General features: G+C 35.5%; 17 protein-coding genes. 4 read left to right on the top strand and 13 right to left on the bottom strand.

The features are described from left to right. Nucleotides 1-281: 281 nt before the first annotated feature. Nucleotides 282-2024, top strand: coding sequence for an ABC transporter ATP-binding protein (locus I7822_RS00275; RefSeq protein WP_207974810.1), 1743 nt, complete (start codon nt 282-284; stop codon nt 2022-2024). Between the two features lie 326 nt (nt 2025-2350). Here I7822_RS00275 and I7822_RS00280 read toward each other — a convergent pair whose 3' ends face one another. From I7822_RS00280 to I7822_RS00290, 3 genes are all read right to left on the bottom strand, one after another. Next, nucleotides 2351-2731 carry a VOC family protein gene (locus tag I7822_RS00280; protein ID WP_207974811.1) on the bottom strand — a complete coding sequence of 127 codons (381 nt, stop codon included), beginning with the start codon at nt 2729-2731 and terminating at the stop codon, nt 2351-2353. A gap of 367 nt (nt 2732-3098) precedes the next feature. Next, a complete protein-coding gene (locus tag I7822_RS00285) occupies nt 3099-3623 on the bottom strand; it encodes a DinB family protein (RefSeq protein WP_207974812.1) in 525 nt (174 codons plus the stop codon). A gap of 430 nt (nt 3624-4053) precedes the next feature. Beyond that, on the bottom strand, nt 4054-4611 hold the full coding sequence (locus I7822_RS00290) for an MEDS domain-containing protein (RefSeq protein ID WP_207974813.1): 558 nt from the start codon (nt 4609-4611) through the stop codon (nt 4054-4056). A 474-nt stretch (nt 4612-5085) separates the two neighbouring features. Here I7822_RS00290 and I7822_RS00295 point away from each other — a divergent pair, with 474 nt between their 5' ends. Further along, the gene (locus I7822_RS00295) at nt 5086-5430 is read left to right on the top strand and encodes a hypothetical protein (protein ID WP_207974814.1); all 345 of its coding nucleotides are present in this window, start codon (nt 5086-5088) and stop codon (nt 5428-5430) included. 223 nt (nt 5431-5653) lie between these two features. Here I7822_RS00295 and parC read toward each other — a convergent pair whose 3' ends face one another. The 3 genes from parC to I7822_RS00310 form a co-directional block, all read right to left on the bottom strand. Continuing rightward, nucleotides 5654-8098 (bottom strand): DNA topoisomerase IV subunit A, encoded by a 2445-nt coding sequence (parC, locus tag I7822_RS00300; protein WP_207974815.1) that lies wholly within the window; start codon nt 8096-8098, stop codon nt 5654-5656. Nucleotides 8099-8101: 3 nt separating this feature from the next. Then, nucleotides 8102-10069: a DNA topoisomerase IV subunit B gene (parE, locus tag I7822_RS00305; RefSeq protein WP_207974816.1), complete on the bottom strand. Its 1968-nt coding sequence runs from the start codon at nt 10067-10069 to the stop codon at nt 8102-8104. A gap of 423 nt (nt 10070-10492) precedes the next feature. Then, nucleotides 10493-10906 (bottom strand): CoA-binding protein, encoded by a 414-nt coding sequence (locus I7822_RS00310; RefSeq protein WP_207974817.1) that lies wholly within the window; start codon nt 10904-10906, stop codon nt 10493-10495. A gap of 240 nt (nt 10907-11146) precedes the next feature. Between I7822_RS00310 and plsY the strand changes: the two genes are divergently transcribed. Together plsY and I7822_RS00320 are read left to right on the top strand one after the other, a co-directional pair. Next, a complete protein-coding gene (plsY, locus tag I7822_RS00315) occupies nt 11147-11731 on the top strand; it encodes a glycerol-3-phosphate 1-O-acyltransferase PlsY (protein ID WP_207974818.1) in 585 nt (194 codons plus the stop codon). 225 nt (nt 11732-11956) lie between these two features. Beyond that, nucleotides 11957-12259 (top strand): HesB/YadR/YfhF family protein, encoded by a 303-nt coding sequence (locus tag I7822_RS00320; protein WP_207975214.1) that lies wholly within the window; start codon nt 11957-11959, stop codon nt 12257-12259. 135 nt (nt 12260-12394) lie between these two features. Here I7822_RS00320 and I7822_RS00325 read toward each other — a convergent pair whose 3' ends face one another. From I7822_RS00325 to I7822_RS00355, 7 genes are all read right to left on the bottom strand, one after another. After that, nucleotides 12395-12700, bottom strand: coding sequence for a hypothetical protein (locus I7822_RS00325; RefSeq protein ID WP_207974819.1), 306 nt, complete (start codon nt 12698-12700; stop codon nt 12395-12397). A 1-nt stretch (nt 12701) separates the two neighbouring features. Continuing rightward, nucleotides 12702-13118 (bottom strand): acyl-CoA thioesterase, encoded by a 417-nt coding sequence (locus I7822_RS00330; RefSeq protein ID WP_207974820.1) that lies wholly within the window; start codon nt 13116-13118, stop codon nt 12702-12704. Between the two features lie 412 nt (nt 13119-13530). Next, on the bottom strand, nt 13531-13776 hold the full coding sequence (gene tlp, locus I7822_RS00335) for a small acid-soluble spore protein Tlp (protein WP_207974821.1): 246 nt from the start codon (nt 13774-13776) through the stop codon (nt 13531-13533). 99 nt (nt 13777-13875) lie between these two features. After that, nucleotides 13876-14019, bottom strand: coding sequence for an acid-soluble spore protein N (locus I7822_RS00340; RefSeq protein ID WP_066340559.1), 144 nt, complete (start codon nt 14017-14019; stop codon nt 13876-13878). 64 nt (nt 14020-14083) lie between these two features. After that, entirely contained in the window at nt 14084-14215 is a 132-nt protein-coding gene (locus I7822_RS00345) for an FbpB family small basic protein (protein ID WP_207975215.1), read from the bottom strand. 374 nt (nt 14216-14589) lie between these two features. Then, complete coding sequence (locus I7822_RS00350; protein ID WP_207974822.1) at nt 14590-15099, bottom strand: TlpA family protein disulfide reductase; 510 nt, start codon at nt 15097-15099, stop codon at nt 14590-14592. An 18-nt stretch (nt 15100-15117) separates the two neighbouring features. Continuing rightward, entirely contained in the window at nt 15118-15528 is a 411-nt protein-coding gene (locus I7822_RS00355; protein ID WP_207974823.1) for a hypothetical protein, read from the bottom strand. Nucleotides 15529-15583: the final 55 nt, after the last annotated feature.

Genomic DNA, 15583 nt, shown 5'->3' on the forward strand with positions numbered 1-15583 from the left:
AACGGAAAATGTTAATTTTTCATATGAAAAAGCACCCGACAGTATCTTCTTTTTGCAGGTATGTTCAAACAACATAAAAGCAACTAAAAAATACAGAAAAACACTGTTCACCACTATAAGAAATCGCTTACAATAAAAGCATCAACGAAAAGGAGGAAATTTACATGAAAAACATAACAAAACAAACCGTACAAACATATAAGGGTGGAACACTTTCTTAAATTGTTAACGGTGTACTCCCTTATATGTGTTCATTTAAATAACACATAAAGGGGTAAATCATGCATTTTCCATTTAAAAAATTTTTCTCATATTACAAACCTTATTTAACGTTGTTTCTTTCGATATTGGTGTGCGCTTTTATCGTTTCTGTTGTGACTTTGGTGTTTCCGTTGCTCGTTCGGTATATTACGAAAGATGTTCTAGCAGGTGACTTGTCCACTGCGCTAAGTAAAGTGTATTGGATTGGTGGGCTAATGCTTGTTTTAGTCGCAATCCAGAATATCGGGAACTTCTTTGTGGACTACAAAGGTCATGAAGTTGGTGCTCGTATGGAAAGTGATATGCGAAGCGAGCTGTTCGAGCACATGCAAAAGCTTTCCTTTAGCTTTTATGATAAGGAAAAGACAGGTCAGCTCATGTCTCGAATAACGAACGACCTGCTACTGCTATCCGAGCTGTACCATCACGGTCCAGAAGACTATGTCAAATATCTCGTCCGTTTTATTGGAGCATTCGTCATTTTGTACTTTATTAATGCACCATTAACGATCGCCGTATTCTGTTTTTTACCATTCTTAATTGTCTTTGTATTGTATTTTAATAAGCTGTTGAATAAAGCATTAAGAAGAAACAAAGAACGAATTGGAGACGTAAACGCACAGGTTGAGGATAGTCTATCAGGAATCCGCGTAGTAAAATCGTTTGCCAACGAGTTTATCGAGATCGAGAAGTTTAACCGAGAAAATAATCGTTTTCTTGATAGCCGAAAAAAAACGTACAAGGCTGAAGCGTATTTTTTCAATGGTGTTGAAACGTTTATCCAACTTATTACCATTACAGTGGTCATCTTTGGTAGTGCTCTTATCGCGGGAAAAACGTTAGATTTAGCAGATTTGATCACTTTTTTACTGTATATCAGCTTTATGATTGAACCAATTCAACGACTGACTCATATGAGCATGCAGTTTCAAGAAGGAATCACTGGCTTCCAGCGCTTTATGGAAATCATGAATCTAATGCCGGCAATCAAAAACAACCTGAATGCCATTACCCTAAATGATGTACATGGTGAAATTGAATTCAAGCAAGCTACCTTCCGATACGAAGATCAATTAGACAATGTCTTAGTAAACCTGTCACTTCGTGTACAACCAGGAGAATACGTTGCATTAGTTGGTCCGTCTGGTGCGGGAAAAACGACATTATGCTCGCTCATCCCTCGCTTTTATGATGTGACTGATGGGGAAGTGTTACTAGATGGGATCAACGTCCGTGATATCGACCTACAGTCCTTAAGAAAAACAATTGGTGTTGTACAGCAAGATGTTTACCTCTTCACAGGAACGGTGACAGAAAATATCCGCTATGGAAATCCATCAGCGAATGATGAAGAAATTATCGCGGCAGCTAAGCACGCCAATGCCCATGACTTTATTATGAACTTGCCAAACGGCTACAACTCCGAGATCGGACAACGAGGTGTCAAACTGTCTGGTGGTCAAAAGCAGCGATTAAGTATCGCTCGCGTATTCTTGAAGAATCCACCAGTTCTCATATTTGATGAGGCAACGAGCGCACTAGATAACGAGAGTGAAAGCATCGTCAAGGAATCACTAGAATCGTTAGCAAAGGGACGTACAACTATCGTTATTGCCCATCGCCTCTCCACTATCCGCAACGCTGAGCGGATTATCGTTTTAACGGAGGACGGTATTGTGGAACAAGGTACACACACCGCATTACTTGCACGCGATGGAGCGTATGCACACCTGTATTCTAAGCAGTTTGAATTCCAGGTGTAAACTCTTTAAACACTAATCGGCCCCTTCTCCTTTAACGAAGAAGGCCGATTAACTTTAATAAGCTTTGTTGAATTTTTTTATTTAACTTTTTCAAAAACTTACTTAAATTTACCTGCAACTATTGTGGGCTATAATGGAGCAACGAAAGAGGATGACTCAAAACCAAAGGGTCAGACCCCTCCAACACAATATATAGCACCTTATACGTTAAAGGCTACTATATATTAGTAATGTTGGGAGGTGTCAGACCCTTTTAAGTCAGCCTCTTTTTTGTACCTCTTACCATAGATAGAGTTTGATTTTGGCAAGCATTCAGTAGTATCTTATCAACTTTTTTCCATGACTGCGAAGTAATTGCCTTCACTGTCTGAAAAGTTAAATACTCTTCCAGAAGGCATATTTACAATTTCACCGATTGTGATATTTTTATTAGAAAAGTCCTTATATAGTTCTTCAAGGGTTTCTGTGAAAAACATTAAAGAAGGTGTACCAAGATTTAATCCAGGTGACATTTTAGCAACTAATTCCTTACTATGTAGAATGATACTTGTCTCTGTATCCTTCGATGGCGAAATTTCAATCCATCTCATTCCCAGACCATTATTATCTTCACTTATTACACTAAACCCTACTTTCTCAACCCAAAATTTCACTGCCTCATCTTGGTTATTTACATAAAGCATGATTTGACCTACTTTGTTAATCAAAAATATCACTCCTATCTTAAATAAAGTAATGGGTGTTTTAGTTAATGGCTTTTTTCTAATAGATTGTTGCTTTTAAAATAAAAACTAATTCAGGTTGATTGGAGCGGAAGTTTGAGACTCCTGCGGGAGCAGCGGGACAGGTGAGACTCATTCAGGCGTTTACGCCAAGGAGGCTCACCACCCGCCCCGCGGAAAGCGAGCAACTGGAGCGGAAATCAACCACACTCCATTACTTGGTAAATAGCAACAAAGTTGGCGAAAACAGCCTAGTTAATAAATCCCTGTAAAAATTTTACCATAAAAAGTAATTTTTACCCAGGTTATTTAAAGTAACACTCATTGAGAAAAGAGCTTTTTCATTTGATCATTACTTTTTCAATATACCTAAATATTCTTTCCAAGGCCCAACGTCTTCTCTGTATCTCTCGGCCATGACCCGAACGATTTGAGCAATGTGGGTTAAATCATGAACCACCCACGTAGAAAGCAATTCACTTACCTTAACTAAACCAAATTCAGGGTGTGAACCTGCTAATTCAAGTTGCAATTCAGCTTCAATAAGAACCTTTAGTTTAGTTATATTTAGTGCTCTAATCGTTTTAAATTCAAGCAACTTTTGTTCAATCGAACTTTCAGACCTTTGATTTAAGTGAGAATTACGATCAAATGGTGGAAATGGTTTACTTTCACCCTCCTGAAGAATAATTTCTAGTCTCGGTATCCAATTATTTTTCTCTGCATCAATAAGGTGCTCAATCACTTCAGAGACATTCCAGGTTCCTTCACCTTCATTGCATTGCAACCAACCATCAGTTAAACCAGATAAAAAACACTCTAATGTTTGTGGTGTACGTTCAAGAAGCTCAATAGCTTCTTTCATATTAAAATTCATAAAACTGCTCCTTTATTGATTAACCCCTAGATACTCTTATTATCTCCTTCAATAACATATAGCTGCTTATGTTTGTTTAAAAGCTGCTGTTGTAAATAAAAACCTCACTAATTTAAGCTATCTATGTAGGATCATCTGGATTAGTATTAAATTCTCTTTTAATCCGAAAAAACCTCTTTAAAAATGTTTTTTTGATGAATCTAAACTGACCTGTTCGTTAATAAGAAAAAGACGATGCCTTCTTTCAGCACCGCCACTCCTTAGTTCAGAAATTAATTTATTGCCACTTTTCTAAGAGATTGTTGCTTTTTAACGATAACTATTTAAGGTTGATTGGAGCGGAATCAACCACACCGCACTACTTGGTAAATAGCAACAAAGTTTGCGAAAAAAAACAATTTATTAGATTATGTAATGTTATTTTAGTTGGTCAATTATTAAAAGTAATGATTTCACTATCTGTTAAAGTATACTCATGAGAACTAATTAATGAAGCTTTAAGTGATTCAGTTAGTCTGTCTTCATCATATGCACAAACTGAAATAACCTTCATCGATTGTACCGCCTTATTAGCTACTTGTTCAAATTGTTCTATTTTACATGTTATTTCCTGTAGATCTCCCCATTCTACATGAGCCCAAGTTCGAATGGAAGCGTTTTTTTCTATGTAAGTCTCTAACATATTTGAAAAATAAGAAACAATAGTAGGTGGATGAAAATCTCCATGTGAACAGTAAAAATCAAAGTTATTAACATGCTTAATTTTGTCCAGTTGTACCTTAGTTAATAAAGGTTCTACTTTCTTATATAGTAATGGAAATATCCTTTCGTTTTCGATAACAAAAACATAATCCCCTTGCTCGATTCCAGAGCAGATGTAGGAAACTGCATTTTCTATATAGCGTTCTAAATCGTTAAAACAGTAAAATATATGATAGCATGTTGATTGCTGTAAATCCCTCATTAGTTGCTTAACTTTTTTATCCAAAGCTTACTCCTTACCATCTAATAGCTTTTGTCTATAGTCCAGAATTTAAATTTTACATGTCTTATTTAAATTGTAGCATAACCTATTCATTCTAAGCTGCATTGTAAGTAGAATAAGAATAAAGAGCTACCGAAGCAACCCATTTATTGAATAAATGATAGGACTTTTCGCCTTAAATGGACTCTAAACAATCTTCCCTAAGCCTAATATAGATGTTGTTATTGCCAAGCTCGTTCATTGGCAACAACGCTAGCATCAAATTCAGTGGCATATGCAGTATCTGTAACTATAAATTTTTGCTTTGTCATGTGAATCCCTCCTATTATCAATATTTCTTAACAGAGTCTTCCGAAAAAAGTAAACCCTTACACTCTTAATCCGACAAAAAAAGGTTTTCTTAGACAATTAAAATACTATTCAAATGTGGAAAAAAGGATTATGATAGATCTATTACACGGCAAAGGGGTGACATCATTGAAACTTCGCTTGCTGATTAAATCGATTATGATGCTTTTGTTAGTGTTTGTAGGGTTTCATATTGTTTCAATGTCTCACTTAAATCACCCTATTAATCAAGCAAAAGTGTTAGCCGTTGAAACGGAAGCATCCTTAGCTACAATTAATCTCCAAGAGGATGATCAAAAGCATTTTAATCACCTAGACAGCATTCAAGTAAAGGATCCTTTAATCTTACTTATAGTGATCATAACACTATTGATCTTTTCAACTATAAGATTTAATCAGAAAATAAGACATTTCCTTTACTCAGTTTATTATCAATCATCATACTTTTCTAGAAATCATTTATTTACTACCTAATAATATTAAATAGGAGGTTTTATAAATGATGTTTTGGTTAAGAATGATTCCAGTTGTTGCTTTTTCAATTACTGCACTTAGTCTATTCACGTATCAAGGGATAGAAATCATACACGCATTCTCAGATTATTTTCAAAAAAAGTAAAGATTTCTTTATTAGTTTTGAAAAATGATCATGTGAAATAAAGATTAGGGCTGATCCAATGATGGATCAGCCCTATTTTTATGAATGATTATCTTTTTCGTCAGCAAGTGTTAACCACACTTTTGTGACAGAACCAGCATCTTGTTCATCAATAACGAAGGAACCGTTACTATATCGGTCATTAGGTCTTAATGATGCAAGATTGATACATTCAATTACACCTTTTTCTGTCTCGAGATAAAACTCGCCCTTGTCTTGAGCAATTTCTGCTCCAACAACTCTATGTGGATTATTTTTTAATTCTCTAAGCATAACTAAACCACGTTTAGCACGTGATGATTTTTCAAAGTCAGAAACATTCATCTTCTTTACTGCACCTCTTTGAGTGGCAATAACTAAAAATGCTTTTTTATCACGTTCGATTACTTTTCCGCTAACGACAAAATCATCTGGTTTTAGATTAATCCCTTTTACACCAGCAGCTCTTGGACCAACAATGCTTACTTCTTCTTCCTCAAACCACAAACCATACCCTAACTGTGTCACTAAGAATAAATCATTTTGTCCTGAAGTTAAATGGACATCAATTAGTGTATCATCACCTTTTAGATTTAAAGCAACCAGTGGTTTTGAATACCTCTGTGCTTTATATTGACTTAACTCAGTCTTTTTCACCATGCCTGATTTCGTAATAAAGGTTAAGAAATAATTCTCAGCAAAATCCTTGACAGGTATTGCCTTTAGTATGACTTCATCTCTGTCAATCGGTATAATGTTTGCGATATGCTGACCAAGGTCTTTCCATCGTATATCAGGTAATTCATGCACTGGGCAATATAAGTAATTCCCTTTATTTGTAAAGAGTAAGACGACTTCGGTTGTATTTATTTCGATTTGAGAAAGCAATCTATCACTATCCTTCATCCCGAAATCCTGTCCGTTAGATGCGGCATATGACCTGAGACTCGTACGTTTCACATAGCCGTCCTTTGTGACCGTTACAATAACATCCTCAGATGCGATCATAACTTCAAGATTGATTTTTATTTCTTCAATCTCAGCCTCAATGACAGAACGACGATCATCCGCATAGGTCTTTTTCACCTTTTTCAAATCATTTTTAATCACTTTTAGTAAAACATTTTCATCATTAAGAATGCTTGAAAGTTCCTCGATTTTCTTTGCAAGTTCTTCTGCTTCATTTGTTAATGCGGTAATATCTGTATTTGTTAAACGATAAAGTTGTAAGGATACAATTGCTTCAGCCTGTGGCTCAGTAAATTCGAATTTTTGAATTAAGTTATCCTTAGCATCACGCTTGTCTTTTGAAGCACGAATAGTTGCGATCACTTCATCTAAAATCGATAATGCCTTTATTAATCCTTCAACAATATGCTCCCGCTCACGTGCTTTACGAAGTTCATATTTTGAACGATTTGATACAACTTCCTTTTGATGACCAATATACGCATCAAGAATGGAAGGCAAGCTCATTAACATTGGTCTACGGTTATGGATTGCAACCATATTAAAATTGTACGTAATTTGCAGGTCACTATTTTTGTATAAATAATTTAATACACCTTCAGCATTTGCTTCCTTTTTCAGCTCAATAACGATTCGTAAACCAGTTCGATCTGTGTCATCACGTACTTCAGCGATTCCCTCAACCTTACGTTCAATGCGGAATTCATCCATACGTTTCACAAGATTTGCTTTGTTCACTTCAAAAGGAATTTCCGTAATGACAATTTGTTGTTTTCCACCACGAATTTCTTCTATACTTGCTTTCCCGCGTATAATTATTTTACCTTTACCTGTTTCATACGCCTTTTTTATTCCCTCAAGTCCTTGAATAATTCCACCTGTTGGGAAATCTGGGCCTTTTATTACTGTCATTAATTCATCAACAGTACAGCTTGGTTTATCCATTCGCTTAATAACTGCATCGATGACCTCACCTAAATGATGTGGAGGAATATCTGTTGCATAACCTGCAGAAATTCCTGTTGACCCGTTCACTAATAGATTAGGGAACATTGCAGGTAAAACCAATGGTTCCTTACTAGTGTCATCAAAGTTCGGTACAAATTCCACCGTTTCTTTTTCAATATCACGAAGTAGCTCCGTGGCAATTGCGGATAATCTTGCTTCCGTATAACGCATTGCGGCTGGTGGATCACCGTCAATACTACCGTTATTTCCATGCATCTGAATAAGAAGATTACGGACCTTCCAATCCTGACTCATACGAACCATTGCTTCGTATACAGATGAATCACCGTGAGGGTGGTAATTACCTATAACATTCCCTACTGTTTTTGCTGACTTACGATAATTCTTATCATTTGTATTTCCATCGACGTGCATGGCATATAAAATTCGTCGTTGTACAGGCTTTAAGCCGTCACGTGCATCTGGAAGTGCACGATCTTGAATAATGTACTTACTATAACGTCCAAAACGGTCACCTAGTACATCCTCAAGAGGTAAATCACGAAATATTTCTACTGAATCTGCCAAGACCTATACCTCCTCTGCGACCGATAAATGTTCGTTTTCTAATATATTTGTTTCTTCATCAAGACCAAATGCTACGTTATTTTCAATCCACTTACGACGTGGCTCAACTTTATCACCCATTAATGTTGTTACACGACGCTCAGCACGCGCAGCATCATCTATTTTAACGCGAATTAGCGTTCTAGTATCTGGATTCATTGTTGTTTCCCATAGCTGATCAGCGTTCATCTCACCTAACCCTTTATATCGCTGAATCATATACCCTTTACCAACCTTGGAAATGGCACCTTGTAATTCTTCATCAGACCAAGCGTATTCCACAATTTCTTTTTTCCCCGAACCTTTACTTACTTTATACAAAGGTGGTAAGGCGATAAATACTTTGCCATTTTCGATGAGTGGTTTCATATAGCGGTAAAAAAAGGTTAGCAGTAATACTTGGATATGAGCACCATCTGTATCAGCATCGGTCATAATAATAACCTTATCATAATTTATATCTTCAATTAAAAACTCTGCTCCAACACCTGCACCGATAGCATGAATAATCGTATTGATCTCTTCATTTTTAAAAATGTCAGCAAGCTTCGCCTTTTCAGTATTAATAACTTTACCTCTTAGTGGAAGTACAGCTTGAAATCGACGGTCTCTTCCTTGTTTAGCTGAACCACCTGCTGAGTCACCCTCAACGAGATATAATTCATTTTTTAAAGGGTTACGTGATTGTGCTGGAGTTAATTTACCACTTAACGTTGTTTCTGAACGTTTGCGTTTCTTACCACTTCTCGCTTCTTCGCGAGCTTTACGTGCAGCTTCCCTAGCTTGGAATGCTTTTATCGACTTTTTAACAAGTAGGGTCCCAGAATCAGGATTTTCCTCTAAGAAATAAGATAGGTTTTCAGAAAGAACTGCATCGACAGCAGATCTTGCTTCACTTGTACCTAGCTTACCCTTCGTTTGACCTTCAAACTGTAGAAGTTCTTCAGGAATTCGCACTGATATAATTGCTGAAAGTCCTTCTCGAATATCAGAGCCCTCTAAGTTTTTATCCTTTTCCTTCAACAAGCCTGTTTTTCTGGCATATTCATTAAAAGCTCTTGTCAAGGCTGTTTTTGAGCCAGCTTCATGTGTTCCACCATCTTTCGTTCGAACATTATTTACGAAAGATAAGATGTTTTCTGAATACCCATCATTGAATTGGAAAGCAAAATCTACTTCAATTCCATTTTGTTCACCTTCAAAGGAAACGACAGGATGAAGTGCGTCCTTTTCTTCGTTTAAATAGGTGACAAATGCCTCTATACCAGTCTCATAATGATAAACCTCATTTTGATCATTACGTTCATCAATAAGTTCAATTTTAAATCCTTTTAAGAGGAATGCTGATTCACGTAAGCGTTCACTTAGCGTTTCAAAATTGTATGTTGTTGTACTAAAAATAATTGGATCTGGTTTAAAATGAATTTTTGTACCAGTTTTCGTTGTCTTCCCTTTCTTTTCAAGGGTTGTTACAGGCTTTCCGCCATTTTCAAAACGTTGCTCATAAATTGAACCATCTCGTTGAATCGTTACAACTAACCATTCAGAAAGAGCATTTACAACAGATGCACCAACACCATGGAGACCACCACTTGTTTTATAACCACCTTGACCAAATTTACCTCCAGCATGAAGGATAGTCAAAATAACTTCAGGTGTCGGCTTACCGAGCTTATGCATCCCTGTTGGCATCCCACGACCTTTATCTTGAACAGAAATACTATTATCTTTATGTATTTTTACAATTATATGGTCACCATGACCCGCTAAGGCCTCGTCAACTGAATTATCGACGATCTCATATACAAGATGATGCAAGCCTCTACTATCAGTACTTCCAATATACATACCTGGACGTTTTCTTACGGCTTCTAGTCCTTCAAGTACTTGGATAGCATCATCATTATATTCAAATTGTTGCTTTTTAACCAAAAGACTAAACCCCTTTCAATTGACACACAATCAAATCATCTCTCTAATTAAGAACGCATGTTTTAGTATTTTATACAATATTTCGTTTATCGACAACCCACACTTTTAAAGAAATGCTTATTTTCTTTAATAATTTGTTATTTAGTATAGTGCAAATAACGTAATATCCATGCTTTATTGTATATGGTAAATTGCTTTTAGCAAACCTAATTCGTGTAAAAGATAAAAAAATCCTTGTTTTTCACAAGGATTTTTCCTAAAGTTGATCACAATATTTTCACCCCATTCTTAATGGGGAGTAAAAAATACCTCAATATCATGATTCAAAAGAATAAGTAGATTTGGTCAAACTGCGTTAAAAATCCGCTGAATTTGTACCATTCCGTGGAGGTGAAAAAATACCACAGTGAATGAGGTCTTACTTTACTTTGTCATAGCATGCTCAACCTTAATACAACGATTCATCACAACAGTTTTATTGTTTTTTTTCAACAGATCATATGCTTCCTCGTTCTCAAGACCTAATTGTGCCCAATAAACATCTGCATCAATTTCTAAAAATTCCTTAGCAACATCAAGTAAATGCTCAGAGCGTCGGAATACATTGACGATGTCAACGTGTCCTTTAATATCTTTTAATGATGCTACAGCTTTCTTACCAAGCACTTCATTCACCGTTGGATTGACTGGTATAATTTCATAACCTGCATCTTGCATTGCTTTACTTACCATGTAAGATGTACGTGATGAATTATCGGATAAACCAACAACTGCAATTGTTTTACTATTTTTTAAAATCTCGCCAATTTCCTGTCTTGTTGGATATTCAATCGTCATTAACATCCAGCTCCTTTTCTCAATCATAGCAACAATGACCAATATAAACAATTTTTAAGTCCTATTAAAGTTTATTCTTAACGCGTTGATTTTATCCTGTATCAGTTCTCCAATACGTAGAGATTCACGCTGAATTTTTTTGCGATTCACAAGTGAATTTAATGTTTTTTTAATTCTATATTAGAGTTTTTCTATCATCTCATGGTAGAATATAAGAAGATTATTCAAAGGAGCACTTATATGATTGAAGCAATTATCTTTATTTTAGCGTATTTACTAGGTTCCATTCCTTCAGGATTAATTGTTGGAAAACTAGGCTATGGAATTGATATTCGTGAGCATGGAAGTGGAAATTTAGGTGGTACGAATACATTCCGTACACTTGGTGTAAAAGCAGGACTTATTGTAACGAGTGCAGATATACTGAAGGGAACACTAGCCTCTGCATTACCGTCACTATTTTTTAACAGTGATTTAAATTCGCTTTTAGTAGGTGTTTTTGCTGTTATTGGCCATACATATCCGATTTTCGCTAAATTTAAAGGTGGAAAAGCCGTTGCAACTTCAGCTGGGTTACTGCTATTTAGTGCACCAGTTATGTTTATAACCATTTTAGCGTTCTTTTTCATCGTTCTTTACATTACAAAATATGTATCGTTATCCTCAATGCTTGCTGGTGTTTATGGAATCATTTACAGCTTGTTTACAAAAGATATTCCATTAATTATAGTGATTTCACTATTAACAGTCTTTGTCATATATCGACATCGAGCAAATATTAAAAGAATCATAAATAAAACAGAACCAAAAGTTAAATGGCTTTAGTTTGTCTTTAATACTTTATAATAAAAACCACTTTTACTGTGGTTTTTATTTTTTTACAAAAATTTAACATATTCAATCGGATACAAAAATGGTTCTATCTGTAGTTCTATATTATAATAAAGAGAAGGACTACTATTTTGTTTTATTCTTCTGTTCTAGGGAAAAAACGTATCATAGGATAATTTACTTGTATTTAATTAGTCGTTTATAGAAGGAGTGTTAATGATGGAAATAATCGTTGATGAAAAGGCTGCAAGTTGGTATATAGATGAATTACAACTTCAAAAAGGTGATACAGTACAATTTTTTGTCCGCTATGGAGGATGCAGCAACGTACAAAAAGGCTTTTCATTAGGTGTAGTAAAGCAAGAGCCTGAAGATATCGGTTCTAGTGCAAAAAGCAAAGGAATCACTTTTTTTGTTGAGAATCGTGACTTATGGTATTTTGATAACCATAACCTTCGTGTAGAACTTGATGAAGAAGTAGATGAGCCAACATTTAACTACATTGAATCAGTAAAACAGTAAAAAACAAAAGTTCGGATAAACATCTGTAATTTAACAAACGACAAAAAGAGGGTTACTCAAAAGGGTAACTCCTCTAATTGGTAATGAATGATTTGTAAGGTTTTTTTGGAAGATTCTTTTCCTTGAAATCTAGGTCTATGTATGTAATTTAAACCGTTTAATATGGTCATCTAATCCATAATGTTTTAAGACTTTCACTTGTGTCTTCCCTAATAAATCAAAATGTGGATATTGCTCATTATGATGTATCCATTCTTTTTTTAAACCGAATTGTGCTCCCCAGTTTGCTAATTTTTCAAGGTCCTTACATCCCGCTTTTGTTACACAATGTGATTCTGGAAATCGGTCATCTAGCCAGAAATGTGTTAAAAATGAAATTTCTCCACGAGTTACTTCTTCCTTCCACTGCACTAATTCCTTGCGCGAAATTCCAAAGGCCATTTTATTTCTTCGCCTTCTCGTACGCTTCATGCCATTCAGGGAAGAGCTTACGAAATTTTACAGGTCTGAACGTATCCTTTTGGACACAAACATGACTTGACTTAGCTTGTACTGCTAAATCTCCTGAAGGAGTGAAAATTTCATACCCATAAACACTTCTCATCCCATTATATTCTTCTATCCAAGTATGGATAATTGCAGTATCACCATAACGAAGCGGCTTTTTGTAGGATATTTCAAGATCGATTACCGGTGATATGATCCCCTCCTCTTCCATTCCTGCATAGGAAAATCCAAGGTCTTGAATCAATTTTGTTCTACCTACTTCCATCCAAATTAAATAATTTGCATGATAAACTACACCCATTTGATCTGTTTCTGCATAGCGTATTTCAATTTCTTTCTTTGATACAAGCATGTCATTCTCTCCTTGTTGCACAATTCTAGCTCTTAGAAATTCTTCTAACAATCATATCATACAAATATTTGAAATTGAAGAACAAAAGCCCAAGCAGGTGTATAGGCTGAAGAAAAAACTAACCTGATTTATAATCGATTTTCTTACTAAAAAAATGGCTGTTTTCGCAAACTTTGTTGCTATTTAACAAGTATTGGTGAATGGTTGACTACAGCGATAGGATGCTCGCTTTCCACGGGGCGGGCGGTGAGCATCCTCTGGGCACTGTGGGGTCTCTTGTCCCGCTGCACCCGCAGGAATTCTCGCATATCCGTTCCATTCAACCTAAAACGTTTTTTGTTCAAGAAACTATTTAAAAAACAACAATCTTTTAGAAAAGAGCCAAAAAAATAAACCAGGCAAAATGCCTGATTTATTGATCGTGACGATATCCGTTTTCACGTGCTTGAGCTTCATCTTTAATTTCTTCGCGCAATGCATTAATACTTTCTTCACGACGAAGGTTTTTCGCTTCAATTCTCTCACGTTCTTCAGCAGAAGCAAATTGAAGTGTGTCTTGTGCTTCTTCAATGTTTTCAATCGTGTTTTGAACCATGCTTTGTAACTTTTCTACATTGTCAGTACGATCGTCCGGGTTTGGTCGATTTTGTTTTGCCATCGTTATCATTCCTTTCATGGTTAGCTTACAAAACAATAACTTTAGTCTGCTATATAAAAGGAGTTTTTAAACACTTATTTATGTTAAATGTAGAAGAGATTACTCTCCTTTAGTTTGCATAACCTGAGCATGCTTGCCGGATGTATCTTGCATTTTTTTGCCTTTATTATTTCCAAATCCTTTTGACTTTGTTCCAATGTGACTTGGAGCATAATGGGATTGTTTCATATCTGAATTTGTCATGGTTATCGCCTCCTCAAAGAATAGGTTGTCCCTATATAAGACAATAAATGACTAGAAAAGCTTGTTAATCTAATTTCTTTAGCATTTTTTGCTCCCAGCGCTCCTCAATTCGCTCAAGGGCTTCTTGGTCTTTTAAAAGTTGTTCTTTATTTTCTAAGACTAATTCTTCAAATGATCTCTTTCTACTCTTTCTCATCATGATCACCTCCGCTTATGTTTATAAAAGGATGTCCAATTATTAAATCATTTAGTACAATTTTTAGAAAATAAACGAAAGTGGCACGATATAGATTATTGTGATAAGTATAATCTATATAAAAGGCTCTTTTCTAAGAGACTGTTGCTTTTAAAACGAAAACTGCTTAAGGTTGATTGGAGCGAAAGTGCGAGACTACTGCGGGAGTAGCGGGACAGGTAAGACTCATGCAGGCGTTTACGCCGAGGAGGCTCACTGCCCGCCCCGCGGAAAGCGAGCATCTCTCGCTGCAATCAACCACCGCACTACTTGATAAATAGCAACAAAGTTTGTGAAAAAAGCCATATAAAAAGACCGAGATAAATATCTCGATCTTACTTAAGCTCTAGAAAATCTTCCATTTGTTTATAGGTCATCGCACCAACAAACTTTGTTCCAATGATTCCATTTTCATCAATAATATAGGATGTAGGGTAAGACATTACTTCATATTGGTTATTTATTTTCCCTTTTTCGTCTAATAATACTGGAAACGATAATTCTAGTTCTTCAACAAAATCCTTAACAGTATCCACGTTTTTTTCTGAACTAGTCAGGTTTACAGCTGCAATAACAACCTCGTCATTATAATCTGCTTGTATTTTCTGCATATCAGGCATTTCAGAGCGACATGGAGGGCACCATGTTGCCCAAAAATTTAGAATAACCTTTTTACCTTGTAGACTTGATAAACTCATCTTTTCCCCATCTAGGGTCGTTAATTCAAAGTCTGGTGCTGCATTACCCTCTGTAACACCCACTTTAGTGTCATTGGGATTTATAGCATAATAAACCGCATAACCAATTAAAAAAACTAAAATTGAAATAGCTAATATTTTTTTCATTTGATTAAATAAGACCTCCTAAACAAAAGACAAAACAATAATTTTTATCAGTTGAAATACAACTAAATAAGTAAAAATCAGGATCATAATTGAGTGCATAAAGACTTTAAGTGAGATTTTCTCTTTTTTCCCAATCCAAAATAGATAAATGATACTAATAGCAAGTCCTAAATAAATACCATCTTGGCCACCTGAAACATATAACCAACTAAAGGTTAATAAGAGATCAGGTCGAAACAACACAATACTAAATTTGTAAGTCATAACAATTAGTAAAGCAGCTGTCCAAAAGTGCTTTAGAATAAAATGTCTTACAAGAGATGCTTTTATCAAACTTTCAATTAGATAATATGTAACTAAAAATGAAAATAGGACAACTATAAGATAGTACTGTAATGTAAAAGGTCCTAACTGAAAAGCATCATACATACACGGACCTCCCATAATGCCATTTTTCTTAATTCTATTTAATCACGGAAACTTA

This window comes from Metabacillus bambusae (genome assembly GCF_017497975.1).
GTDB lineage: Bacteria > Bacillota > Bacilli > Bacillales > Bacillaceae > Metabacillus > Metabacillus bambusae.